The sequence below is a fragment of the Achromobacter spanius genome, from assembly GCF_029637605.1.
In the GTDB taxonomy this organism is placed as follows: Bacteria; Pseudomonadota; Gammaproteobacteria; order Burkholderiales; family Burkholderiaceae_B; genus Achromobacter; species Achromobacter spanius_E.
Window position 1 is genome coordinate 3,515,821 of the sequence record NZ_CP121261.1, and the last position, 25,264, is coordinate 3,541,084.

Annotated in this window: 21 protein-coding genes; 11 read left to right on the top strand and 10 right to left on the bottom strand. The window is 64.8% G+C overall.

Annotated elements, in window-relative coordinates:
* Positions 1–151: 151 nt before the first annotated feature.
* Positions 152–1,000: a GNAT family N-acetyltransferase gene (locus P8T11_RS15645; RefSeq protein WP_268081095.1), complete on the top strand. Its 849-nt coding sequence runs from the start codon at positions 152–154 to the stop codon at positions 998–1,000.
* Between the two features lie 63 nt (positions 1,001–1,063).
* Here the strand turns inward: P8T11_RS15645 and dcd are convergent, their stop codons facing one another.
* From dcd to apbC, 4 genes are read right to left on the bottom strand one after another with little or no spacing between them, the layout of a single operon-like run.
* Complete coding sequence (gene dcd, locus P8T11_RS15650; RefSeq protein WP_050448101.1) at positions 1,064–1,627, bottom strand: dCTP deaminase; 564 nt, start codon at positions 1,625–1,627, stop codon at positions 1,064–1,066.
* 43 nt (positions 1,628–1,670) lie between these two features.
* The gene (locus P8T11_RS15655) at positions 1,671–5,627 is read right to left on the bottom strand and encodes a translocation/assembly module TamB domain-containing protein (protein ID WP_268081094.1); all 3,957 of its coding nucleotides are present in this window, start codon (positions 5,625–5,627) and stop codon (positions 1,671–1,673) included.
* Between the two features lie 2 nt (positions 5,628–5,629).
* The gene (locus tag P8T11_RS15660; RefSeq protein WP_268081093.1) at positions 5,630–7,525 is read right to left on the bottom strand and encodes an autotransporter assembly complex protein TamA; all 1,896 of its coding nucleotides are present in this window, start codon (positions 7,523–7,525) and stop codon (positions 5,630–5,632) included.
* Positions 7,526–7,528: 3 nt separating this feature from the next.
* Entirely contained in the window at positions 7,529–8,617 is a 1,089-nt protein-coding gene (gene apbC, locus P8T11_RS15665) for an iron-sulfur cluster carrier protein ApbC (protein WP_268081092.1), read from the bottom strand.
* A gap of 101 nt (positions 8,618–8,718) precedes the next feature.
* Between apbC and P8T11_RS15670 the strand changes: the two genes are divergently transcribed.
* Positions 8,719–8,994 carry a hypothetical protein gene (locus P8T11_RS15670; protein ID WP_050448114.1) on the top strand — a complete coding sequence of 92 codons (276 nt, stop codon included), beginning with the start codon at positions 8,719–8,721 and terminating at the stop codon, positions 8,992–8,994.
* A gap of 252 nt (positions 8,995–9,246) precedes the next feature.
* Positions 9,247–11,313 carry a methionine--tRNA ligase gene (gene metG / locus P8T11_RS15675; protein ID WP_268081091.1) on the top strand — a complete coding sequence of 689 codons (2,067 nt, stop codon included), beginning with the start codon at positions 9,247–9,249 and terminating at the stop codon, positions 11,311–11,313.
* 62 nt (positions 11,314–11,375) lie between these two features.
* Here metG and P8T11_RS15680 read toward each other — a convergent pair whose 3' ends face one another.
* The 3 genes from P8T11_RS15680 to P8T11_RS15690 form a co-directional block, all read right to left on the bottom strand.
* Positions 11,376–12,113 (bottom strand): sulfurtransferase, encoded by a 738-nt coding sequence (locus P8T11_RS15680; RefSeq protein WP_268081090.1) that lies wholly within the window; start codon positions 12,111–12,113, stop codon positions 11,376–11,378.
* Positions 12,114–12,218: 105 nt separating this feature from the next.
* Positions 12,219–12,728, bottom strand: coding sequence for an META domain-containing protein (locus tag P8T11_RS15685; protein ID WP_268081089.1), 510 nt, complete (start codon positions 12,726–12,728; stop codon positions 12,219–12,221).
* Between the two features lie 108 nt (positions 12,729–12,836).
* The gene (locus P8T11_RS15690; protein ID WP_268081088.1) at positions 12,837–13,367 is read right to left on the bottom strand and encodes an META domain-containing protein; all 531 of its coding nucleotides are present in this window, start codon (positions 13,365–13,367) and stop codon (positions 12,837–12,839) included.
* Between the two features lie 327 nt (positions 13,368–13,694).
* On the opposite strand from P8T11_RS15690, the gene P8T11_RS15695 reads away from it, so the two are divergent.
* Positions 13,695–14,852, top strand: coding sequence for an acyltransferase family protein (locus P8T11_RS15695; protein ID WP_268081087.1), 1,158 nt, complete (start codon positions 13,695–13,697; stop codon positions 14,850–14,852).
* Here P8T11_RS15695 and P8T11_RS15700 read toward each other — a convergent pair.
* Positions 14,833–15,192, bottom strand: a complete 360-nt coding sequence (locus P8T11_RS15700) for a helix-turn-helix domain-containing protein (RefSeq protein ID WP_268082344.1) — start codon at positions 15,190–15,192, stop codon at positions 14,833–14,835. The two genes, P8T11_RS15695 and P8T11_RS15700, sit on opposite strands and share 20 nt — an antisense overlap.
* Before the next feature lie 658 nt (positions 15,193–15,850).
* Here P8T11_RS15700 and P8T11_RS15705 point away from each other — a divergent pair.
* On the top strand, positions 15,851–16,663 hold the full coding sequence (locus P8T11_RS15705) for a winged helix-turn-helix domain-containing protein (protein ID WP_268081086.1): 813 nt from the start codon (positions 15,851–15,853) through the stop codon (positions 16,661–16,663).
* Positions 16,664–17,145: 482 nt separating this feature from the next.
* Complete coding sequence (kch, locus tag P8T11_RS15710) at positions 17,146–18,357, top strand: voltage-gated potassium channel protein (RefSeq protein ID WP_268081085.1); 1,212 nt, start codon at positions 17,146–17,148, stop codon at positions 18,355–18,357.
* A 43-nt stretch (positions 18,358–18,400) separates the two neighbouring features.
* Here kch and P8T11_RS15715 read toward each other — a convergent pair whose 3' ends face one another.
* Positions 18,401–19,957 (bottom strand): EAL domain-containing protein, encoded by a 1,557-nt coding sequence (locus P8T11_RS15715; RefSeq protein ID WP_326494516.1) that lies wholly within the window; start codon positions 19,955–19,957, stop codon positions 18,401–18,403.
* A 320-nt stretch (positions 19,958–20,277) separates the two neighbouring features.
* On the opposite strand from P8T11_RS15715, the gene P8T11_RS15720 reads away from it, so the two are divergent.
* Entirely contained in the window at positions 20,278–20,745 is a 468-nt protein-coding gene (locus tag P8T11_RS15720) for a hypothetical protein (RefSeq protein WP_326494515.1), read from the top strand.
* Positions 20,735–21,481 (top strand): acetoacetyl-CoA reductase, encoded by a 747-nt coding sequence (phbB, locus tag P8T11_RS15725; protein ID WP_268081082.1) that lies wholly within the window; start codon positions 20,735–20,737, stop codon positions 21,479–21,481. Before P8T11_RS15720 ends, phbB begins: the two co-directional genes overlap by 11 nt.
* A 131-nt stretch (positions 21,482–21,612) precedes the next feature.
* Here the strand turns inward: phbB and P8T11_RS15730 are convergent, their stop codons facing one another.
* Positions 21,613–22,281, bottom strand: coding sequence for a GntR family transcriptional regulator (locus tag P8T11_RS15730; protein WP_268081081.1), 669 nt, complete (start codon positions 22,279–22,281; stop codon positions 21,613–21,615).
* Between the two features lie 358 nt (positions 22,282–22,639).
* On the opposite strand from P8T11_RS15730, the gene P8T11_RS15735 reads away from it, so the two are divergent.
* From P8T11_RS15735 to P8T11_RS15745, 3 genes are read left to right on the top strand one after another with little or no spacing between them, the layout of a single operon-like run.
* Positions 22,640–24,076, top strand: a complete 1,437-nt coding sequence (locus tag P8T11_RS15735; protein ID WP_268081080.1) for a cytochrome ubiquinol oxidase subunit I — start codon at positions 22,640–22,642, stop codon at positions 24,074–24,076.
* A gap of 4 nt (positions 24,077–24,080) precedes the next feature.
* Positions 24,081–25,088 carry a cytochrome d ubiquinol oxidase subunit II gene (cydB, locus tag P8T11_RS15740; RefSeq protein ID WP_268081079.1) on the top strand — a complete coding sequence of 336 codons (1,008 nt, stop codon included), beginning with the start codon at positions 24,081–24,083 and terminating at the stop codon, positions 25,086–25,088.
* An 11-nt stretch (positions 25,089–25,099) separates the two neighbouring features.
* Positions 25,100–25,252 carry a DUF2474 domain-containing protein gene (locus P8T11_RS15745; RefSeq protein WP_418910328.1) on the top strand — a complete coding sequence of 51 codons (153 nt, stop codon included), beginning with the start codon at positions 25,100–25,102 and terminating at the stop codon, positions 25,250–25,252.
* Positions 25,253–25,264: the final 12 nt, after the last annotated feature.

Here is a 25,264-nt window from a genome sequence, read left to right on the forward strand (position 1 = left end):
AGAGATGACGTCGCCAAATCGGCAAACACACATATTCTTTTTACGGTCGCGGGCGAAGGTTCTTTAGCGCTTTTGCCGCAACACCCGCGACGCGCGCCGACGCACCTTGCGCGTGATATGGTTTTCTTCCTTTTCACACAGGAACGCCTTCATGCAGCTCCTCGTCAATATTGATGTGCCCGATCTGGATCACGCCGTTGACTTCTATCAGCGCGCATTCGGGCTGACGCTGCATCGACGACTGGGGCCGAAGGCGGCGGAAATGCACGGCGCCAACGCCCCCATCTACCTGCTTGAGAAAGCCGCTGGCACGCGCGCGACCAGCGCCTCGCCGCAATGGCGCGACTACGCGCGCCACTGGACGCCGGTGCATCTGGACGTGGTGGTGGCCGACGTGGACCGCGCGGTCGATCAGGCCGTGGCGGCCGGCGCGCACCTGGAAGACGCCGCCACCACCCACGCCTGGGGCCGCATCGCGCACCTGAGCGATCCCTACGGCCATGGCATCTGCATTCTGCAATTCCTGGGCCAGGGCTATGACGAGCTGGTGGATGACAGCAGCCTGCGAATCGCGCCCGTTGCGGCCGCTGATTTCGACGCACTGGCGGACATTCGCGTCGCGGCCATGCGCGACAGCCTGGAACGGGTGGGCCGCTTTGACGCAGACCTGGCGCGCGCGCGACTACGCGACAATTTCCGCCCGGATTGCACTTGGTGGATTGAGCGGGGCGGACAACGGGTGGGGTTCTATGCGCTGCGGCCAGATGGCCAGGGCCTGCGGCTGGACCACCTGTATGTGGTGCCCGCCGCGCAGGGCCAGGGCCTGGGCGGCCGCGTCCTGCAAGGCATTCTGGAAGACGCCGACCGCCAAGGGCTGCCAGTCAGCGTGGGCGCGCTACGCGACAGCGACGCCAACCGGTTTTATCGCCGGCACGGCTTCGTGCAGACCGGCGAGACCGAATGGGATATTGCGTACCTGCGCGAGTATCGGCGTCAGTAACTGCGTGAGCGGTACATCAGCAACCGCGCAAGGGCCAGCGCGCGGCGTGCGCGCGCTGAACCATCAGGTGCGCGGCAACGTCACGCCGCGCTGGCCCTGGTACTTGCCGCCACGATCCTTGTACGAGGTCTCGCAGACTTCGTCGCTTTCCAGGAACAGCATCTGCGCGCAGCCTTCGCCGGCGTAGATCTTGGCGGGCAGCGGCGTGGTGTTCGAGAATTCCAGCGTGACGTGGCCTTCCCATTCGGGTTCCAGCGGCGTCACGTTGACGATGATGCCGCAGCGCGCGTAGGTGCTCTTGCCCAGGCAGATGGTCAGCACGCTGCGTGGAATGCGGAAGTATTCCACCGTGCGGGCCAGGGCGAAGGAGTTCGGCGGGATGATGCAGACATCACCCTTGAAGTCCACGAACGAGCCTTCGTCGAAGTTCTTGGGGTCGACGATGGTGGAATTGATGTTCGTGAAGATCTTGAATTCGTCGGCGCAACGCACGTCGTAGCCGTAGCTGCTGGTGCCGTAGCTGACGATGCGCCCGCCATTGGCCGTGCGGACCTGGCCCGGTTCAAAGGGTTCGATCATGCCGGCGTCGGCCTGGCGGCGGATCCAGCGGTCGCTTTTGATGCTCATGGTGGCAATGGTGCTAAAGGGGATGAAGTGGGGGCCATTTTACTCAGTTCCCCCAGAACGTCCGGTAGACCAGGGCAATACCGTTCACTGATCCGCCCTTCAGGTCCACCGACAGCCCGCGCGCCAGCCGGTAACTGGCCCGGCCCACGGTATCGCTACCCGCCAGCCCCTGCTCGACGCTCAGCGTAATGCCGTTGGCGAACGATTTGCTGGCCACCAGGAACTGGGTGGCCAACTGGCTGTTGCTGTCCCGGTTTACGTTGCCCGCCACGGTGCGGTCGGGCAGGATGCTGCCCGAACTGCCGATATTGCCGGTGCGCACGCTGACGTCGTCCAGCCCGAACTGCTTGTAGAACGGCTGCCCGCCCCCCAGCAGCGCGGTCCCCACCGATACCAGCAGCGCCGCGTCACTGCCGCTTTCGTCGGGCCCCCGGCCCAGCAGCAGCCACGACAGCTTTTCCACGTCGCTGACATCGGGGTAGGACACCAGGTCGATGCGCGGACGCTGGGCGGTGCCCACCACCTTGACACCGGCTTCCACCTGTTCGCCCGTGCGCAACGCCTCGATATCCAGTATCGGGTTGTCCAGCCGACCTTGGAACGTCAGCGTGCCACGGGTCAGCCGCAGCTTCTGGCCATAGGCCTCGATGCCGCCACCCCGCGTGCGCAAGGCGCCCACGCCCGTCAAGCGGCCGTCGTTCAGCAGGATCCGGATAGAGCCCAGCAGGCCGGCGTCCAACCCCATGCCGGTGATGTAGAAGCGCGGCCCCATGTCGAACTTCAGGTTCATGCTGGTTTGCAGCGGCGTGGATACCGTGGCGCTGTCCTCGCCGGCGCGGATGACTCTCACGTCGTCGTCCAGCGACGGCACGCCCTGCAGAATTTCCAGGCTGAACCAGCCGGCGTCGGCTTTCAGGTCGCCCACGATATCGATGCGCGGCATGGCCGCCGTCAGGTTGATGGTGCCGGAGACCATGGCGTAGCGGTCCGAGCGTTGCAGCGCCGGGAAGCGGTACAGCGTCAGCTTGATGTTGCCGCCGCCATCCATGATGTTCCACTGCCCGCTCGCCTCGGCGTATCCGCCCTTGGCCCCGGGGTTGGTCGTGATCCATTCCTTGGTGCGCCATTCGGCCGGCATCACGCGCAGCGCCGCCGGAAAGCGCAGGCTGTCCAGCACCAGCCGCTGGCCATCCAGCCGGGCCGACAGCGTGCCGTCCACCAGGCGCACGCCGTCGTCGATGCGCACCACGCGCAGCTTGTCGCCCCGGATGGTGCCGGTGGCCGCCCATTTCCCGGCCAACGTGCCTTGGACGTCGACATTGGCCTTGACCGCGCCGCCCACTTCCATCGTGTCGCCCACAAAGAGGCTGACCCAGGCCAGGTCGGCAATGTCGGCGTCGAGCTTGGCGCGCAGGGGTTGGCGCTCGTCCAGGGCCATGCCGCCGTTGGCGTCCATGCGCAGCACCGCCGTGCCCGTGCCGCTGACGGTGCCCATCTTGTTGGTGGCCAGGTCGATCTTGGCGTCCAGGCGGCTGGCGTTGGGGGACGTGGGCGTGGCAGTCAGGTCCAGCACCAATGCCTTCAACCCGAGCGGAATGGGCGGGTCCCCGGGAATCAGCAGATCACCTTCGCGGCGGGCGATGCGTGCCTTGCCGGCCAGCCGGCCGTCGAATTTAAGGTCCCAGAGCAAGTCCAGCGCAATGCGGCGCTGGCCCTCGGGCACCATGGCGTTCACGCGCGCCGGACCCTTGCCCAGCTTGCTGGCGGCGTCGGGATCGATGGCGCCGATCACCTGGCGGGCCATGGCGGCGGTAATGACCAGATTGTCGGCCTGGCCGGCGGTTTCCCAGCGCTTGCCGCCCCCGCGCGAGCCCTGGTGCGCCAAGGTCAGGCGTTCCTTGCCCGGCAGGGTCACGCTTAGCACGGTCTGCCCGACCTGCCATTGCCATTGCGGGTAGACGGCCGAGGGCAGATAGGCCAGGGACACCGGCCGGTCCGCCGCCACGGTGAAACCGGCGGTATCGGCCGTCAGCCTGGAAAACGTGCCGCGCCAGCCCAGCAGCGCCGAGTCGGGCTGGCCTGCCGGGCCCTTGCCCCAGCCGCCGGTGAAGACAATATTGGCCTTGGCGGGGGCTTGGCCCAGCACGCCCGCACGCGCGTTGGCGGGGGTATAGCCAGCGCTCAGTTCGCCACGATGGGCGGACACGGTGCCGGCGACATTGCCCTTGAGTTCCGCGCCGCCGGGGATACCGGGCCAGAAAGCGTCCAACTGGGGCGCTTGCGCATCCAGGGTCAGGGCGCCGTCATTGGCATCCATCTCGCCCGATGCCTGAATGCGGTTGCGGCCCAGTTTCAGATCCACATCCAGGCCGTGAATGCGCAGTCCGGCCAGCGGGTTGGTGCTGGGAGCCGAGGGAGTGTTGGCGGGTGAGGCTGCTGCCGGGGACGGCGCGGTTGCTGCTGCACCGGCCGTTGCGGGATCGCCCGCCGCGGGATCGCCCGCCGCAGCACCGGCTGCCGCAGCACCGGCTGCCGCAGCACCGGCTGCCGCAGCGTCGGCTGCCGCAGCGTCGGCTACCGCGGCACCGGCCGCCGCAACTATATCCACTTGCGCCTTGACGCTGCCCGTCAGGGGCTGCTTGTTCCAGCGGGTGCCTTCTTCAAAGCGCAGGTCAACGGCGGCGTGGCGCAACTGGCTCAGGTTTTCGATGTCGGCCTGCACGTCGCCGCGCACCGTCAGCACAGCCGGTGGAATGGACTCGCCCAGCCAGGGCGCCAGATCCAGGCGCTGCGCGCTGATGGTGCCCGCGATGCGTTCGCGGCCCGCCCCCTGCGCCGGGTTGGATTGCAGGTCCAACTGCGCGGCCAGCGCCGATTTGTCGGGTAGCTGGACGTTGACCCGCGCGCTGCGCAATACCAACGCCGTGCGCGGCGCCAGGTCAGCCACCACATTCAGCAGCAGGCCGGAACCGTCACCGTCCAGCTTGGCCTGGATACCATCCATAGACCCCGCGGCATCCGCGCGCAACACCACCTGGCAGGCGGGCGGCGGCGGGCCTGCCAACTGGTTGGATGCGGCGCCTGCCGCTTGGGTGGAACCGGCGGACGCCGCGGCAGCCTTGGCGTCGCCCTTGGGTTGCGGCTGGACCGAGTGCCTGGTTTCGGACTCGGGCTTGGATTGCGAATTGGGTGCCGACTTGGGTGCCGACTTGGGTGACGAAGCGGGCGACGGCTTGGATGGCAAATTAGCTGGCGACTTGGCATCGGCCTGCTTGCCGACCGCCGTCTGGCTTGCGGCCATCACGCCGCTTAATCTGTCCGCTTGGCACAAAGGAGAGTCGGGGCCGGATCCGCGCGCGGTCACGTCCAGGCGCGCGGCGAAGGGCCAGGGGTCCGCCATGCCTTGGAGTTCGGCCTCGCCGGACACCTGCGCCTGGCCCATCTCGTGGCCAACGCGCAATGACGCAATGCGCAACTGCGCGCCCTGCTTGCCGGCCGCGAACGTGGCGCTCAGGTCGCCCAACGTGACCGGCAAGGGCTGGCCATCCTGCTCCAGGTGGAAGTCGCCCAAGGCCACGCGGTCCACCGCGATATCCACGGGCAGCGACGGCAGCGTAAACGGTTCGCCGTCATCCTCGGGGGCAGGCGCGTCGGCCTGGGTCGTCAGCGCCACGCGCACCGACCCGGCCGATACGTCGCGCACATGCAGCCGCCGGTCGCCCAGCGCGCGCCAATTCACCTGCAGATGCAGCGCGCTGACGTCGATGCGCGTACCGCCGCCAACATCCAGGTCCAGCTTGCCCACGGTCACGCCGCGCAGCAGCGAACCCTGTACGTCCAGCGCCTGGCCGTCCAGTTGTTGCGCGGCCGTCGTCAACAGCAGCCGCGTTCCGTTCTGCGACCCCACCAGCCAGAACAGAAAGCCGGCTGCCAACAACAGCAGCATCGCCAAGCCGGGCAACCACCACACCAGCACCTGGCGCAGGAACTTGCGCAACATCCTCAAAACGCGATCCCCAACGAAAAGTGCAGACGCAGGTCGCGCTCGCGCTGGCCGTAAGCCACGTCCAGGGACAGCGGGCCGGCGGGCGTGCGCACCCGCGCGCCCACGCCGTAGCCCAGGGCCAGCGACATATCGCCGAACGATTCCGCGGCATCACCGGCATCCAAAAACACACCCATGCCCCAGCGCTCGTCGAAATAGTGGTCGTATTCGATGCTGCCGACAACCAGCGTGGGCGCGCCCACCACCGCGTTGTCGCGCTGCACGCCGATGCTCTGGTACTTGTAGCCGCGTATGGACCGCGCGCCACCCGTGCGAAAGCCAAAGTCGTCAGGCACCTGCACCTTGCTGCTGGACCACACCCGCCCGACCTCGCCGCGCACGGTCAGCACGTCCAGCTTGCCGATGGGCCACCACTTCTGCGCGCGCAGCCTGGCGCGGGTATAGGGTTCGCCGGTATCCAGCGTAACGCCCACGCCGCCGCCCACGGCGATTAGATTGCCTTCGCGCGGGTTGTACTTGTTGTCCACGTCGCGGCGCAGCCATTCGGCCGTGGCGGTCAGCGTGGGCAAGGTGTATTCGTCGCCGCCATCGATTTTTACGTGATCTTGCGCCAGCAATAAACCCCAACGGGTTTCGTATTCCACGCGGCTGTCACCCGCGCCCTTGCGCTCTTGCAGGCGCGTGGCGCCCAGGGCGTAGCGCGTCACTTCCAGGCCCTGGATGTCGGAATGGTCGGCCAGGACGCCGATTGAATCCTTGTAGCCGCGCTCGGTCGGCGGCAGCAGGAAGTCGGCGTAGGCGCGTTGGCGCAGCCGATCCACGCCGAAACCGGTTTCCAGGGTGACGGGTTGGCCGAACACCACGTTCTGCCGGTACAGCGATTCCACACGCACGCCCGCTTCGTCATCCAAGCCGATCGAGCCCGTGAAGCGCTTGGGCGGCGCTTCGACCACGCGCACCTGCACCGGCAGGGTCACTTCGCCGTCGGAATCAAAGGTGGGCGGCGGAGGCGGGACGGCGCCGGATACGGACGGGTCGCCCGCCGGCGTTTCCGCGGCCAGCTCGGTGGAGCCCGGTGCGCGGGCACGATCGACTTTCACGTCGGTCGCCTGCGACTGGGTGCTGCCCGGGGTCTCCAGCGACACGAACGCGCCGCGAAAGAAGGCGGTGGATTGCAGGTCCTGCTGCCAGGTGTCCAGCCGGTTCTGGTCGTAGGCCGCGCCCACGGAATAGCGCACGTAGCGCTCGACCAGCTTGTTGGGCACGCGCTTCAAACCTTCGGTATTCAGCTCGCCCATGCGGACCTGGGGTCCGCTGTCGATGGTGACGTGCAAGTCGGCCGTGGCCGTGTCGGCCATGATGTCGGCTTGCGAAGCCGTCATGCGCGCCAGCATGAAATCACGCGTCGACACGTCGTCCAGCAAGGTCGACTTGGCGCGGTTCCAATCGCTGTTGATGAATGGCTGACCGGCCTTGAGCTGCCAGTCGTCGCGCAATTTCTGCACGCGCTGGGCATATTCAGGCCGCGTGATGCGGCCCGTGAATGTCAGGTCCACGGACGAGACGGTCGTGCGCTTGCCCGCCACGATGCCGATGTCCCAGGTTTCCCCACCGATGTCGGTACCGGCCTCCAGCGTCACCTTGGGTGAAAAGTACCCCTGCGTGGCCAGCGCGGCCAGCGTGGCGTCGCGCGCGCGCCGGCGCAGCCGGTTGATTTCTCCGCCGTCCTGGTCTTCGGCCAGGCGGGCAATCGCGTCAACCGCCTCGGTAATCGCCGTCAGCGCGGCCGGGGGCACGCCCCCTGGGTCCACGATGATTTCCGGGCGCTTGGCCAAGGCCTCGCCCGTTACCACGCAAAGTCCTGCCAGAAAGGCGCGTGCTGCCCACCGCATGCGTCACGTCGGCTGCTGGACGACGATGGACGGGAATTTTCCGGCCATATCGCGCGGGAGCGCCGCGACGCCGGCCGCGAGCTTGCGCGCAATGCCGCGATAGAGCGCGGCGGCTTCGCTGCCCGCGTCCGACACCACGGTGGGTTTGCCGGCGTCCGTCTGTTCGCGGATGGCCAGCGTCAAGGGCAGGCTGCCCAGCCAGGGCGTCTGGTATTGCTCGGCCATGCGCTGGCCGCCGCCCTCGCCAAAGATATGTTCGGCGTGGCCGCACTGCGAGCAGATGTGAATGGCCATATTTTCGACCACGCCCAGAATCGGCACTTCCACCTTCTGGAACATGCGCAGGCCCTTGCGGGCGTCCAGCAGCGCCACGTCCTGCGGCGTGGTGACGATCACCGCGCCCACCACCGGCACCTTCTGCGCCAGCGTCAGCGCGACGTCGCCCGTGCCCGGCGGCATGTCGACGATCAGGTAATCCAGGTCGCGCCAGTTGGTCTGGCGCAGCAATTGTTCCAGCGCCTGCGTCACCATGGGGCCGCGCCAGATGGCGGGCGAATCGGCGTCGATCAGGAAACCGATGGAATTGGCCTGCAAGCCATGGCCCGTCAGCGGTTCCATGCTTTTGTTGTCCAGGCTTTCAGGGCGGCCGGAAATGCCCAGCATGGTCGGCACGCTGGGGCCGTAGATGTCGGCGTCCAGCACGCCTACCTTGGCGCCCTCGGCCGCCAGCGCCAGGGCCAGATTGACGGCTGTGGTGCTTTTGCCCACGCCGCCCTTGCCGGAGGCCACGGCAATGATGTTGCGCACATTGGGCAGCGGCTTCAGGCCCTTCTGCACCGCGTGCGCGGCAACCTTCCACGTAATGGTGATTTGCGCGTCGGGCACGCCAGCGGCCGCCAGGGCGGCGGCGGCAAGGGCGGCGACGTCGTCGCGCACGCCATCGGCGGGGTAGCCCAGTTCAAGCGTCACGGCGGGGCGGGCGCCCGTCAGTTGGATGTCACGATCTTTTACAGAAACGCCGAGGTCCAAACCGGTGTTGGGGTCACGCGCGGCGCGCAGGGCGGCGCGGATGTTTTCTATCGTTATACTCATGTCACTATGGTTCCGTAGGCAGCGCGGCTTCTGCGGGCCGCCATCCCCTAAAGGATAGCGGATACGCGGGAACCTTTCGCTGCGTTTTGCATCCGACCTTCATGACCAACACACTTATCCGCTTCTTCCGTGCCGTCCTATTCGCCGCCCTGGCCTTGATCGGTATGGCGATGGCGCTGGTCTTCATGCTCTCCACGGCGCTTGCCGTGGCGATCCTGTACGTGGTCGCCAAGGTGCGTGGCAAACCTTTCGGCGTCCGCGCCTATTGGAGCCAACGCCAAGGCGCCCGACCGGGTCCATTCCAGTCCGCCACCGCCCCTTTCGCCACGCAACCGCGTGGCGATGTGATCGACGTCGAAGCACGCGAAATCCGCTAACGGCGGCGCTGCATCACGGCTTGCGCCACACGCGGCGCAAGCTTGCCGTTGCACGGTACGCTCTCGGGGCCTGTTAGCCGCGCGCTACAAGCTTCGGCGCCACGCCTTGGCCGCTTCCCCTTCAACCCGCCCGAATCGCAGGCTTGCGATCGGCGGGTTGTGTCGTTATCGGCCGGCGTGGCGGGCAAGACTTCGCCATTGCCCTAAAATGGCCCGCCAAACCCCTTTTTCCTTCAACCTCTGTCGACAACCATGTCTCGCACCCTTTTTGTCACCACAGCGCTGCCCTACGCCAACGGCTCCTTCCACATCGGCCACATCATGGAATACATCCAGGCCGATATCTGGGTCCGTTCGATGCGAATGGCGGGCCACACGGTGCATTTCGTGGGTGCGGACGACGCGCACGGCGCGCCGATCATGCTGAAGGCCGAAAAAGAGGGCATTTCGCCTCAGGCGCTGGTGGCCCGCTACGCCGCCGAACGCCCGCAGTACCTGAACGGTTTCCATATCCGTTTCGACCACTGGCATTCCACGGATTCCGCCGAGAACGTCGCGCTGTCGCACGACATCTACCGCGCGCTGCGTGCCCAGGACCTGATCGAAACCCGCTCCATCGAGCAGTTCTACGATCCGGTCAAGGGCATGTTCCTGGCCGACCGCTACATCAAGGGCGAATGCCCCAAGTGCCACGCCAAAGACCAATACGGCGATTCCTGCGAGGTTTGCGGCGCCGTGTATGCGCCCACCGAGCTCATCAACCCGTATTCGGCCCTGACCGGCGCCACACCCGTGCTGAAGTCGTCCGACCACTTTTTCTTCAAGTTGTCAGACCCGCGCTGTGTGGAATTCCTGCAGCAATGGACCACCGGTTCCAACGCCAACGGCGGCAAACACCTGCAACCAGAAATGCTGGCCAAGACCCGCGAATGGCTGGGCGCCGAAGACGGCGAGGCCAAGCTGGGCGACTGGGACATCTCGCGCGATGCGCCCTACTTCGGCATCGACATCCCGGACGCGCCGGGCAAGTACTTCTACGTGTGGCTGGACGCGCCCGTGGGCTACCTGGCGTCGTTGAAATCGTATTGCGCGGTCAAGGGGCTGGATTTCGACGCCCTGCTCGACCCCAATGGCACCACCGAACAAGTCCACTTCATCGGCAAGGACATCGTCTACTTCCACGCGCTGTTCTGGCCCGCGATGCTGAAATTCGCCGGCCGCAAGACGCCGGACCAGGTGAACGTGCACGGCTTCATCACCGTCAGCGGTGAAAAAATGTCCAAGAGCCGCGGCACCGGTATTTCGCCGCTGCGCTATCTGGAACTGGGCATGAACGCCGAGTGGATGCGCTATTACATCGCCGCCAAGTTGAATGCCCGCGTCGAAGACGTGGACTTCAACCCGGAAGATTTCATCGCCCGCGTCAACAGCGACCTGGTCGGCAAATACGTCAACATCGCCAGCCGCGCCGCCAGCTTCATCACCAAGCACTTTGACGGCGTGCTGGGCTATTCCGGCGACACCGCCGCGCTGTCGGCGGAATACGCCGAACAGGCCGAATCCATCCGCGCCGCGTTTGAAGCCCGCGAATACAACCGCGCCATCCGCGAAATCATGGCCTACGCCGACCGCATCAATCAAGCGTTCGACACGGCCCAGCCGTGGGTGCTGGCCAAGGGCCTGGCCACCGCTGACGACGCGCAAAAGATCGCGCTGCAAGACATCTGCTCGCGTTCGCTGGCGGGCTTCAAGGCCTTGTCCGTGATGCTGGCCCCGGTACTGCCGTCGCTGGCCGAGCGCGTGGCGCTTGAACTTTTTGGCGCACAAGCCCCGTTCACCTGGGCCGACGCCGCCGTGCTGCCGCAGCGCGTGGCGCCGTTCAAGCATCTGATGCAGCGCGTTGAGCCGCAAATGCTGGAAGACCTGTTCGAACCGCCCGCCGCCCCCGTGGTGGTGCCCGGCGGCGAACCGGTTGCCGAGACCATTTCCATCGACGATTTCGCTCGCGTCGACCTGCGCATTGCGCAGATCGTCAACTGCGAACACGTCGAAGGCTCGACCAAGCTGCTGCGCCTGACGCTGGACGTGGGCGAAGGCCGCCATCGCAACGTGTTTTCGGGCATCAAGTCGGCCTATAAGCCCGAAGACCTGATCGGCAAGCTGACCGTCATGGTGGCCAACCTGGCCCCGCGCAAGATGAAGTTCGGCGTATCCGAAGGCATGGTGCTTGCCGCCAGCCACGCCGACGAAGCGGTGGATACCGGCATCTACGTGCTGGAACCCTTCCCCGGCGCCAAACCCGGCATGCGCGTGCGCTGATCGGGATGCGCTAGCCCAGCAACAACCCGCCAATCGGCGGGTTTTTTATCGTCTGATGGTATTCAGCGTTGACTAGGCGCCAACCCCGGATCCAGCGAATGACGCTCGTCGAAGACAAAGCATTTGCCGTCATAGCCCGGACCGCCCGTTTCCTCGAAGTACTTGAGGATGCCGCCGTCTAATTGGTACACGTTCTGGATGCCTGCCTCGTTCATGTAGATGGCGGCTTTTTCGCAGCGGATGCCGCCCGTGCAGAAGCTGACGACGGTCTTGCCTTCGAGTTCGGCGCGGTGCGCCTGGACGGCGGCGGGAAATTGCGTGAAGCGTTCGATGCGCCAGTCGATGGCGTTGTGGAACGTGCCTTCGTCCACTTCGAAGGCATTGCGCGTGTCGAGCATCACCACGGGCCGGCCGGCGTCGTCGGCGCCCTGGGCAAGCCAGCGTGCCAGCGTCTGGGCGTCCACGCCCTGAGCACGGCCCGCTTCGGGGCGGATGGTGGGGTGGTCCATACGGATGATTTCGCGCTTGATCTTCACCAGCAGCTTGCGAAACGGCACGGCGTCGCTGTGGCTGAACTTGACTTCCAGATCGGCAAAACGGGGGTCGCCGCGCAGCGCTTGCAGGAAGGCATTGATGCCCTCGGCCGAGCCGGCCAAAAACAGGTTGATGCCCTCTTCGGCCAGCAGGATGGTGCCCTTGAGCGCGCAGTCGCCAGCCACCGTGAGCAGGTGGGCGCGCAGGTCGGGCAAGGAATCCAGCGAAACGAATTTATAAGCGGCAATATTGACGACGGAAGTCATGGCAAAGCGATGGAAAGCGGACGGCGAAGCCCGTAATCATAATCGCTGGGCGGGTCAAGCCGCCCGCGGCCCGGCAGGTTCCAGACGGTGGCGGCTTGATCCGGCTCAACGGCGGCCGAAGTCCAGCGTGTCGCCGGAGCTCAATACCCAGGTCATGCGTTGCGGGTTATTGGTGTTGTCCAGCGACATGGAGGTGATGCGCGTCATCCCCGCCAGAAAGTCCTGTTCCAGCTTCATCGTCTGCGGGGCGCAGGCCATCATGGTGGCCACCGGGTTCGCCCGCACAATGAGCTGGCCGTTGGCCACCGTATAGGGCGCGTTGTACTGGTTGCAGCCCGCAAAGCCCGACATGCTCGGGGTGCCCTGCACATGGACGAAGCTGGCCGTCAGCGGCCGGGAACTCGATGAGGGATGCGGGATGGTCCGCAAGCCGCCACCCGGCAGGGTCCAGCGGGCCAGATCCCAATTGGTCTGCACCAGCACATCCGAGGCCGAAGCCGGTTGAAAGCGCGGGTCCTGCCCGTCTGCCGCGCGATACGGCGGCGCGGCGCAGGCGGCCAGGCCAACGGACAATACGCACGGCGCCAGCCAGCGCAGGGAAGCGGTAAAGGACATGAACGGTCTCCCGGAATCAGCAAGGGCAAGGTAAGCCGCGCCCCGGCAAGACGCCGGGCGCGGACAACGCCACATTATCGCCGGGGCCGCCGCCTTGGGGCGCCGAGCTTACGGCGTGGGAGGATCCTGGCGGCGCTCGAATTCCAGCACGTCGCCGCCGCGCAGGTTGAACGTCATGTGACGTGGGGCGCCGCCGCTGTCCAGCGTGAAGGTATCGATGGTTGTCAGGCCGCGCAGATAGTCGGCTTCAAGCTTGGCGCGTTCGGGCGGCACGCAGGCCATGCGGGTGGTGGCCGGGGCGTCGATGAACAGCTTGCCGCCTTCCAGCTTGTAGGAACCCATATAGCGGTTGCAGCCGGCAAACCCGTTGACACGGTACTGCTTGCCTTGGGCCAGGAACGTGAGCCGCACCGGTTCGCCGTTGTCGCCATGGGGAATGTCGCGCAAGCCGCCGCCGGCCTGCGCCCAGCGGACCAGTTCCCAACTGGTTTGGGCCAGCGAGTCCGCGCTGGTGGCGGCATTGGCCGCGGCGGCGCCTTGCGGGCGCGCGCCTCCGGTGGACACCGCGCAACCCGCCAATGCCACGGCCAGCAGGCTCAGGCAGAGCAGCCGGCAACGCGAAGACAGATGGGAAAGCATGGGTAGGTCTCCTGAAGGTTTCGATCACCCGACTGTAACCGGGCCAGGCCCGTGCCGTCCTTGTATCTCACCCCTACAGCGGTATCCAAAAGCACCAAGCCGCGTCGGCCGCCTCACACCGATGACGCAGGCAACTGCATCGAATGCCGCATGGCGGCGGCTGCAGCCGGCGCGCAGAATCATTCCAGACCAGGCGTCCGGCAACCCTGGCACACAGGAAAGGAAGCCGCTTACAGACGCACCAAGCAACGACAGACGCACCAAGAAACGCAGGTGTCCAGCCCGAGGGGGCTGCACAAACAACAAGACTACCGGGGAGATGCGGCGATGGGCTTCTTAAGAACCTTACTGGCGCTATCAGTGGTGCTGGATCATCTGGGCGGCAGTTATACCGACAACCTCGTCGGCGGCCGTTTGGCGGTGCAACTGTTTTACGTGATCTCGGGTTTCCTGATTTCGTATGTGATGACCGCCACCGACAATTACCAGGGTGCGACGGGCAAGTTCTATGCGAATCGCTTCCTGCGACTGTTCCCCATCTACCTGGCCGTGGCGGCACTGACGCTCGCGGCCCACGTGCTGAGCGGCGGCGCCTTCTTCCGCATCTATGACGCCCTGCCATTCTCCGCCGACCTGTTCCTGATGCTGTCCAACCTGTTCATCTTCGGGCAGGACTGGCTCATGTTCTTCGGCATCAAGGATTCGGCTTTGGCCTTCACGGGCAGCTTCGCCAATAGCGAGGTGCCGCTGTATCAGGGGCTGCTGGTGCCGCAAGCCTGGACGCTGGGCGTCGAGATGAGCTTCTACCTGGTGGCGCCTTTCGTGCTGGGTTCGCCGCGCCGGCTGCTGGCCTTGCTGGCTGCGTCGCTGGCCCTGCGCGGGGTGCTGATCGCCACCGGTATCGGGCTGGGCGACCCCTGGACCTACCGCTTCTTTCCGACCGAGCTGGCGCTGTTCCTGATCGGCTCGCTATCGCACCAGGTGCTGCTGCCGCTGTTCAAGGCATGGACCCGCCGCGTGAGCCGCCTGCCGGAAATCGGAACCGGCGTGCTGTTCGCCTACACGCTGCTGCACTTCTCGATCAGCATCAACCCCACGGTGCGCGACGGGCTGGCCGTGCTGCTGTTCGCCGCGCTGATGCCGCTGGCGTTCCTGTTCCAATCGCGGCATCGGCTGGACAAGGCGATCGGCGAACTCAGCTACCCGATCTATATCTGTCATTCGCTGGTGATCCTGGTGTTCGGTTGGCTGCTTAACGACATCCAAACGCATCAGCCCATGCTGTTCGCGGCACTGGTGATAGCGGGCAGCATCGGATTTTCAGCGCTTTTGAACGGCCTGGTCGCTGACCCCGTGGAGCGCTTGCGCAGCCGCCTGCGCAGCAAGCCGCAAGCGGGCGCGCCGATACCCGTTCCAGTTCTGGATCCCCGTCGGCGGCCGCAAAGCGCGGCGCAGCCCATCGGGACTATTCACCGCGTGCCTTGATATAAGCAGCCAGCACCAGTTCTATCTGCCGCTTTTCTTGCGAGCTCAACCGTGAATAGGTGGCGTACGACACGGATTCGAACGGCCAGGCGGGCGGCGGGGAGACGCCCCCTTCGGCCGTTGCGGCCGGGTCCGTGTAGCCGGAGTTCAGCATCGGACCTTCTCCGGTGCTGAGCCACATCGGACTGACCCGCAACGCGCGGGTCAATTTGATGAGGGCATCGCTGGAGGGTTGCTGGCGCTGTCCGCTTTCGTAGTTGCCGATAGCGCTCTGAGAGAGGTTGCTTGCGACCGCCAAGTCCTTTTGAGTCCATCCCTGAAGCATTCTTGCGCTGCGCAGACGATGGCTAAACGTGTCCAATCGATCAACCTGAGACATTAATATGAAATTATTTATTTAATTAAAACATCTCAATACAACCGCCAAATAAACGGATTGCACCCCAATTTGCGGGTTAATCCGTAAATCGCACTTTTCGCGCGCTTGCCTGCTGGCCCGACGTGCGCCGCCCGCCCTCTCCGGCGCTGCCCCTATTTTAAAAACTTCATATCTGGCATTGACTTAACTGTCTTGCCCTTCAGGTACAACCGGTTGGCAACGCCAGTGCCACTGGACCGCTTGCCTGAAAAAATCCGGGTTGAGTTTATGAGCGATTCGGTATGGAAAATAGAAAATAATGTATCGGTAATACTTAATAATCCCTGACCGCAACCGCGCAAGAACACAAAAACAATCACCGTTTCAAGTGCTTCCCCAGGGGGACGGACCCGCCAGCGGTTACCATCAGAAACTACAGAAACGTATCTTCACAAAAAAACACGCCCGTGTTTAAATGAAACACGGGCGTGACTTCAAGACGGCATTTGGTCCACCGGCCCCTGGCGGCCAGCATGGGACAAGCAACCGGCCGGATTCCCTGCCCACATTCAAAAAAACACCGCCGCACGCTCTCGTCATGGCGCGCCGTCTTACGCCGCGCCCCTCATTGGAAGCATCAATGAATAACACGCTGGATGTCATTTTCCTTGGCAATGACGATGCCAAGCACACCAGGCTTGTGGACGCCTTATCTCATTTGGGTTTCTGCGTACGCCGCTGTCATGACTTGATCGACGTCTACGACCGCTACTCCCGACGCCCCAGTCCGCTGGTGGTATTGGACGCGCCACTTTCCGATATTCACAACGCCGCCGTGCGCTTGCGCGCGGTGGATCGGGGCTTGGGCATCGTGGCGATTGCCGCGTTCACCGACTCTGAAAGCCGCATCCGGACGTTGCTCTGCGGCGCGGATGCCTGCCTGCCCCCTGACGTAACCGGCCTGGAATTGGCGGCGGCGCTGCAAGCCTTGGTGCGCCGCGCAGTGGGGCTGGACGGCATGGAAGCCGCCGCCGACGCGCACGCCGAAGAGCCGCCGCAGGAAGCCTGGCGGCTGGCGAACAAGGGTTGGACGTTGATCAGCCCAACCGGCCGCACGCTGGGTTTGACGACGGGAGAACGAGATTTCCTGTCGCGGCTGGTGACGGCGCCGGACCGCAAGGTCAGCCGCGACGCCTTCTATGCCGATGGGGCCGACGATGCCGATAGCGGCATCACGCGTCGACGCTTTGTGGACGTGATGATCAGCCGCCTGCGTCGCAAGGCCGCCACCAATCAAATGACCTTGCCGATCCGCGCGGTGCATGGCTGGGGCTATATGTTCGCCGCGGACATCACGCTGGATCTGGACTATCGGACTTCGGGGGAAGACAGCCGGCAAGAGGGGCTGGAGGAATGGCGCCGCGAAACCGAGGATGCGGACGCGGCAAACTGAGGCGGCCCGTAAGGCCTTGCGTGGTCCAGCGCACTGTAGTTGGCTAAACCCGTTGGCTGAACCCGTGGGCTGAACACAGGCGAAAAAAACGCGGCGCTGCCCCCGAGAGGTAAGACGCCGCGCTAAAACAACACGTGAACCCGGAGTCATCAGCCGGCACTGATGCCTTCTACCTGGATCACGCGATTCCAACATTCGTGCCTCATACTGCTCACGCACGGTCCGACCGTGAACTTGCGCCGGGTCTCTAGTCCCCGCGCAAACTGCAACGTGATCAACGCCTGGATCTCGGGCCTGCCCTGACTGCTGGCCGACCTTCCATCCATATCAGCGGTTTTCCACTTCGATAGCCGCGTGATGAACGAAGTTTATGACTTGGGCCGGGAATCCAGTAATTCTTTGTTGATAGTCTTCCATACCTATTTGATATAGCAGGGCGCTTCGTCGCATCGTCCTAAAATGCGAACTAAAGGACAAACCCAATGCCCCTGAACTCGCTTTCGCTGTCACGCCGGCTCAAGAAAATCCGCGCACTGTTCTCGCCCACCTGGTGTTTGGCCATCCTGGTCGCCCTGGATGGCTATGCCTTCATGCACCCCGTGCTGCGGGAAGTGAGCGCGCGGGAATATTCGTTCTGGCTGGCGCTGGACAATTGGCAAGACGTGATGCGGGTGGTCGGGCTGCTGGAGATCCCTCGGCTGGTGCTGGGCGTAGGCCTGCAAGTGATTGCCATCGGCCTTATCCTCAAGGCGCGGATCGCGTGGGCGTTCTCGCTGGTGCTGCTGATCGGTATCGGCACCTTTGCGATTCTTGGCGAGGCCGGGCGCGCGGGGCTGGGCGTGTACACGCTGGTGTTGCTGATTGCACTGATTGTCTATTGGCGGCGCTTTGACCGCGCAAGCGTTACGGCGGGTTCACTGTTCGCGTTGGTCAGCGTGGTGTCCCTGCTGATCTACGCGGTCTTCGGCACGCTGTACCTGGGCGATGAATTCAATCCCGCGGTCAAGGATGCAGGCACCGCGTTCTACTTCGCCATCGTCTCCATGTCGACGGTGGGCTATGGCGACATCACACCGCACAGCCTCACGGCAAGGCTGTTCACCGCGTCGATTATCATTCTTGGCATTACCGTGTTCGCCACGTCCATCAGCGCGATCGCCGGCCCGGTGATCGGCGGCAATTTGAAACGGCTCGTCAAAGGCAGGTTTTCCACGGCCATGAGAAAAAACCACATCATCATCGCAGGCGCCACGCCGCTGGCGCTTAGCGTCTACGCCGGGCTGCGCCGCCGGGGCGACGAAGTCACCGTGATCGTGCCGCCCGGCATGCCGCAGGAATACCCCGCCGCCACGGACCTGATCGAAGGTGATCCCTCCAGTGTGGAGGTCTTGCATAACGCCGGCGTGACCCGCGCGCGCTATGTGCTGGCGCTGCGCGACGACGACGCCGAAAACGCATTCATCGTGCTGGCCGCCAAGGAAGCAACGGGCGAAGGCGGCGCGAAAACGGTGGCGCTGGTCAACACCAGCAAGCACCTGGAGAAGATCCGGCGCGTGCAGCCGGACCTGGTGTTTTCGGTGCAATTGCTGGGCGCGGAGTTGCTGGCGCGCGCCATCAACGGCGAACCCATGGACGGCCAAGCCATCGCGGACCTGTTCTTCGCCAAGGTCGAGCCGCAGGCGAAACCCGCCTGATCCTGCCGGCGCGCTTTACTGCGAGCCACGCCATGTGCAGCCGCTACGCCGCTTGCGCGCCAGGCGGCGAATGCCGCGCATACCAGGGCACGAAGTCGGCCGACGGCATCGGCCGCGCAAACAAGTACCCCTGAATGAAAGCCACGCCGCGCGTCGTCAGATAATCAAACTGCTCTTGCGTTTCGACCCCTTCGGCCACCACCGCCAGATTCAGGCGATGCGACAAGGTAATGATGACGTCGAGCACCGGCGCCTCTTCTCCGGACGGCATGATCGCCTGCACGAAGCCCTTGTCGATCTTCAAATAGTCGACGGGAAACTTCTGCAGGTACGACAGCGAGCAATGGCCGGTGCCGAAATCATCAATGGCCACGCGCACGCCCGCCGCGCGCAGCGTATCGATATTGCTGCGGGCCTGGCCGCTGTCCGAGATCAGGCTGCGCTCGGTGATCTCAAGCACAATCAACGGCCGGCGCGCCGCGACCTTGCCCACGAAGGCCTGGATGTCGGGCACCAGCGCAGCGCTGGACAGATGTTCGGGCGCGATGTTCACGCCCACATGAAAGTCGGGCGGCGTCACCCACGACTGCATGTCGCGCTCGATCAAGCGCAGCAGGTGCTGCGTCAAGGGAATGATCATGCCCTCCGCCTCGGCTGCGGCGATGAAAATGTCCGGGCGCACGAAGCCAACGCCAGGGCGGTTCCAACGCATCAGCGCTTCGACGCCTTCGCACTGCCCCGTCAGTTGTCCATACACGGGCTGATAGTGCACCTGGAATTCGTCGGCAAGCATGGCGCGGCGCAACTGCTCCTTGAACGACAGCCGGTTCAATTGCAGCCGATAAGCGGCGAAAGCCAAGCCCGCGCCAATCAACAAGGCCGCGGGCAGATAGCCCAGCAAGAGCTGCCGCCAGGCGTCGATCAGGCTGGCCGTGGGCGCCTTCACATGGATGGTCAGCGCCACGCGCCCGTTGTTGCGCGTGATCTCGTCGTACACGGGTTCAACGCCCGCGTCGGACGCCCCCCAGGAATCGCTACGGATCGGCGCCCCCTTGCCCACGATCAATTCCAGGCGATAGTCGCCCAAGGTGGCGACGGCGTTAAGCAAGTCCAGCACGTAGCGTCCATCCACGGCGACGGCGCCGCTGTATCCGGGCGCGCCCGGCTTGCCCAGCAGGATGGCGGGGCGATCCGGCGCCAACGGCGTACCCGCCACGGAAAACAGCCAGCGGTCGGGCGTGCCTTCGATGGGCCATTGGCGCAAATCGCCCAGTGCAAAATCCACTTCGCCGACGGCCGACGAACAATAGATGTGCCGCTCGTTCGACAAGACCAGGGAGCGAAAGTACGGGTTCAGCGTGCCCCAGCGGCGCAGTTGGGGCAGCACATCGGCACAGGGCTGCGGCGTCAGGTCCGCCACCTGGTCCAGCACGGGCCAGGCCTGCGCCAATATGTTCTCGACCTGCACACGGACAATCTGCGCGGCCGCTTCGGCTTCCATGCGCTGCTGCTTTTTGGCATAGAACCAGGTCTCTACAGCGCACACCACAACCGGAAGCACCAAGGCGAAGGCCACCGGCAGGTATCTCCAGGAAGGCACACGAACCGTCATTCCTGATGTGGGCAAAACCGCCTCGCTGAAAAGTTCAAACAGCGCCAAAAGGGCGTCGCTGCATGACACACCAAGCATGGCGTAACGTCAAGTTACTTTGGCGCCATCCCCGCGCGCGCTCGCGGCGCGCGCCACGCTGTGTTTGCGCCAGGTCATACATGGGCAAAGAGACGACGGACGCACGCTGGTATTACGGGCCCGCGCTGGGCTATTGTTGACTCACGCCATGCGCATCGCGCCGGCTGCCCCCAACCTGACGGCTTGAGGACTGATTCGTTACCCCTTACCCACTTCGACAAGGACGGATGATGAAGAAACCTACTGCCTCCAATCCCCAAGGAATCGCCGACGCCAACGCCGCCTACTGCCAACGGCTGGCGCAGCTTGCGCAAGACAGCCAACAACGCTGGCTGGAACTTGGCCGGCGCCTGGCCGACGAGAACGCCACCAAATACCTTTCCGCGCTGGCTCCGCTGCAGCAGCCCGGCGGCTGGCAAAACATCGCGCCCGCGTGGGGCGAAATCACCCGCAAGCAATGGCAAAGCCAGCTGGAAGCCAGCCAGGCCATCACGCACACGGCGCTGCAAGAACAAGCGGCGCTGGCAGCCGGGCTGGGCGAGGCCATGAGCGGCTGGTTCAAGACTGTCACCGGCGGCGGTATGACGCTGGCCTCGTCGCCGATGACGCAAATGTGGTCGACCATGTCCGACCAGATGGCCGCCGCGTGCTCGGCCATGCGCGACGCCAGCCAAGCAGGAGCGCACCATGACGGCTAAACGCACGGCACTGGTGACAGGCGGCGCGGGCGGCCTGGGCCGGGCCATCGCGCAAGCCCTGCACGACGCCGGCCACGACGTCATCGCCACGTATCACACCAGCGAAAGCGCCGCGCACGCCTGGGCGGAAGAGGAAGCGTCGCACGGCCGACGCTTCGCGCTATACCAGGTAGACGTCGGCGACCATGCCTCATGCCAGGCGTTGATGCAGCGGCTGGAACAGGACGAACGCACCATCGACATCCTGGTCAACAACGCGGGCATCACCCGCGACGCCCGGCTAGCCAAGATGAGCCTGGAAAATTGGACCGAGGTCATGCACAGCAACCTGGATTCCCTGTTCCACATGACGCAGCCACTATGCGGCGGCATGGCGGCGCGCGGATGGGGCCGCATCGTGAACATTTCGTCGGTGAACGGCAGCAAGGGCGCGTTCGGCCAGACCAACTACGCCGCGTCGAAGGCCGGCATTCATGGCTTCACAAAAGCTCTGGCGCTGGAACTGGCCAGCAAGGGCGTCACCGTCAACACCGTGTCGCCGGGTTACCTGGACACGCGCATGGTGCAGGCCGTGCCCGAAGACGTCTTGAAAGAAAAGATACTGCCGCAGATCCCGGTCGGGCGGCTTGGCCAACCCGAAGAGGTCGCCGCGCTGGTGGCGTTCATTTGCAGCGACGCCGCGGGCTTCATGACCGGCAGCAATGTCGCCATGAACGGCGGCCAGCATATGTATTGAGCGTCTGGTCCACCCTGCAGAAGCGCCCGCCCACGGCTTCCGTCGGCGGGCGCGCGGCGTAGACGCCTTGCTGCTTAGGTCCTGATAGACCTGAAGGCCCGCCCCGCGCGGGCCTTCCGCCGTTCAGCCGTTCAGCCGTCCTGGCGCATGCGGTGCATGGCCACCAGGTTCTTCTTGGTTTCAATGATGTGCGCTTCGACCAGGCTTGCCGCCAACGCGCCGTCCTGCTGCCGACAGGCTTCCAGGATGCGGTAGTGGTCCGTCTGCGGGCCTTCCTTGCCGGTGGCCTGCGACATCATCTCGTGCGTGTAGCGGTCGGTATTCAAGCCGTATTCCTCGATCAGCCGACGCAGCCGCGTGTTGTTCGCGGGCGCGCACAAGGCCAGATGGAAGCGGCGATTCAGCTCGGCCCATTCCGACACGGAATCGGCCTCGTCATAGGCCTTGAGGATGGCTTCCAGGTTGTCCAGGTCGGCCCGCGCCATGTTGGGCACGGCGGCACGCACGGCATAGCCTTCCAGCGCGATGCGAATGTCGAGCAGTTCGCAGATCTGGTCCACGTCCATGCGGATGACGACGGCGCCGCGGTTCAGGTGATAGGCCACCAGGCCTTCGGTTTCCAGCTGGCGCAGCGCTTCGCGCACGGGAATGCGGCTGGCCTGGAAACGGGTGGCCAGGGCGTCCTGCTTGAGCGGAGTGCCCGCTGGCAAGGCACCCGTCAGGATTTCGTAACGCAACTGGTCGCGGATGCGGTGCGGCAAGGCCTGGGCTTTACTGGACGTGCCCTTCGTTTTGGTCATGCTCATAACTATCGGGTATCTCTGGGCGAAGGACGGCGGCCTGCGGCAAGCGTCGATGAAGGTTGTTCCAACAGCGGGCTCCCATCGTAGCCGAATGGACCGCCGGCTGGAACCGTGGCCCAGCCTGGGCCAAAAGCCGCCGCCTGCCCCGCCCTGGCTGGCCTGATCTGCTTATTCAGGGCCATGCACGCCACTTGCAGCTAAGCGAAGCACAGCGCCCGCGCCTGCACCCTGCCTGGTTTTGGACGCACTTCCGGCCCAACTGATCCGCTTTTTTATCTGGATTCTGAATCTGTACTACATCGCGCCCCGGATCTACCGTTCGAAGCGTAGGACACCGCTTATCAGGAAGACCGCTATGCATGGCGACGCGCTATTGCTTGCCCGAATACAGTTCGGGTTCACCATTTCATTTCACATCGTATTTCCCGCCATCACGATAGGCCTGGCCAGTTACCTGGCCGTGCTGGAAGGCTTCTGGCTGCGCACGGGCAAGCCCGTCTATCGCGACCTTTACCACTTCTGGACCAAGATCTTCGCCGTCAACTTCGGCATGGGCGTGGTGTCCGGCCTGGTGATGGCGTACCAGTTCGGCACCAACTGGAGCTTTTTCTCGGACTTCGCCGGCAGCGTCACGGGGCCGCTACTGGCCTACGAAGTGCTGACCGCCTTCTTCCTGGAAGCCGGCTTCCTGGGCGTGATGCTGTTCGGCTGGACACGCGTAGGCCCGGGCCTGCACTTTTTCTCGACCATCATGGTGGCGCTGGGCACGCTGGTGTCGGCCACGTGGATCCTGGCGTCCAACAGCTGGATGCAGACGCCCGCCGGCTACGAAATCCTGGATGGCCGCGTCGTACCCACCGACTGGCTCGCCGTGATCTTCAACCCGTCGTTCCCGTACCGCCTGGCGCACATGGGCATCGCCGCGTTCCTGGCGACCGCGCTGATGGTGGGCGCGTCCGGCGCGTGGCACCTGCTGCGCGGTGACCGCAGCCCCGCCGTGAAGAAGATGTTTGCCATGGCGATGGGCATGCTCTTGCTGGTGGCGCCGCTGCAAGCCGTGGTGGGCGACTTTCACGGCCTGAACACGCTGAAGCACCAGCCCGCCAAGATCGCCGCCATTGAAGGCCATTGGGAAAGCGAACCCGGCGCCGGCGTGCCCCTGACGCTCTTCGGCATTCCCGACATGGAGCGCGAAGAAACGCGCTTTGCGCTGAACGTCCCGCGCCTGGGCAGCCTGATCCTGACGCATAGCTGGGACGGCCAGTTTCCCGGGCTGAAGTCGTATCCGCCCGAAGACCGGCCCAACGCCACCGTGGTGTTCTGGTCGTTTCGCATCATGGCCGGACTGGGCATGCTAATGATTCTGCTGGCCGGCTGGGCGCTGTGGACGCGCTGGCGCGGACGGCTGTATGAGTCGCGCGCGCTGCAACGCTTTGCGCTGTGGATGGGGCCATCAGGCATCGTCGCGATGCTGGCCGGCTGGTACGTGACCGAAATCGGCCGCCAGCCGTGGATCGTCTACGGCGTGATGCGCACGGCCGACGCGGCCACGCCGCATGGCGTCGGCGAACTGACGCTGACGCTGGCCTTGTTCGTGGTCGTGTACCTGCTGGTGTTTGGCGCCGGCGTGTCGTACATGCTGCGCCTGATCCGCATGGGCCCAAGCCCCGCGCCCGGCCACGCGCCGCTCTCGGGCGGCCCGGGTGAACCGCGCCAACCCTCGCGCCCACTGTCCGCCGCGTCCACGCTGGCGGGCATCGAAGCCGCGCCTCGCAAGCCTTCCGGAGTCTGACGCCATGGGTATCGACCTTGCATTGATATGGGCCGTCATCATCCTGTTTGGCGTGATGATGTACGTGGTCATGGATGGCTTTGACCTGGGCATCGGCATCCTGTTTCCGCTGATCCGCGACCGCGAAGAACGCGACGTCATGGTCAACACCGTGGCGCCTGTCTGGGACGGCAACGAAACCTGGCTGGTGCTGGGCGGCGCGGGCCTGATGGCGGCGTTTCCGCTGGCGTATTCCGTGATACTCAGTGCGCTGCACCTGCCGCTGGTGTTCATGCTGCTGGGCCTGGTGTTTCGGGGCGTGGCGTTCGAATTCCGCTTCAAGGCCGACGAACACCATCGCCCTTACTGGGACCTTGCCTTCGTGTTCGGCTCGGTCACGGCCACGTTCTTCCAGGGCGTGACGCTGGGCGCCTACATCGAAGGCATCGCCGTGGTGGGGCGTGCTTACCAAGGCGGCGCATGGGACTGGATCAGCCCGTTCTCGCTGTTCACCGGCCTGGGCCTGGTGGCGGGCTACGCCTTGCTGGGCTGCACCTGGCTCATCATGAAGACCGAAGGCCGGCTGCACCGCCACATGTGCGCTATCGCGCGGCCGCTGACATACACACTGCTTGCCGTGATCGTGGTGCTAAGCGTGTGGACGCCCTTGGCGCAACCGCAGATTGCGCAGCGCTGGTTCAGCCTGCCCAATATGTTCTGGTTTCTGCCCGTGCCGGTGCTGGTGGCCGCCGCCGGTTTCGACCTGATCCGGCGTGTGCGCGGCACGCCCGCCGCCGGCCCCTTCCTGCTGTCGCTGGCGCTGGTGTTCCTGGCCTACACCGGCCTGGGCATCAGCATCTGGCCCGCCATCATTCCGCCTGACATCTCGATCTGGACGGCGTCCGCGCCCCCGCAAAGCCAGGGCTTCGCCTTGGTCGGCGCGCTGCTGATCATTCCGATTATCCTGGTCTATACCGCCTGGTCGTACTACGTATTTCGCGGCAAGGTCCGCACCGGCGAGGAATTCCATTAATGCCTGCCTTGATGACACCCCCGGGCGCCACCCGCCCGACACCGGCTTCGTGGCGCAGCCGCCTGCTTTGGCTGCTGCTGATCTGGGCCGCCAGTGTCGCGGCGCTGGGCGTCGCGGCCTACGCGCTGCGGCTGCTGATGCGTGCCGTCGGCATGTCAACATGAGTCCGCGCGCCC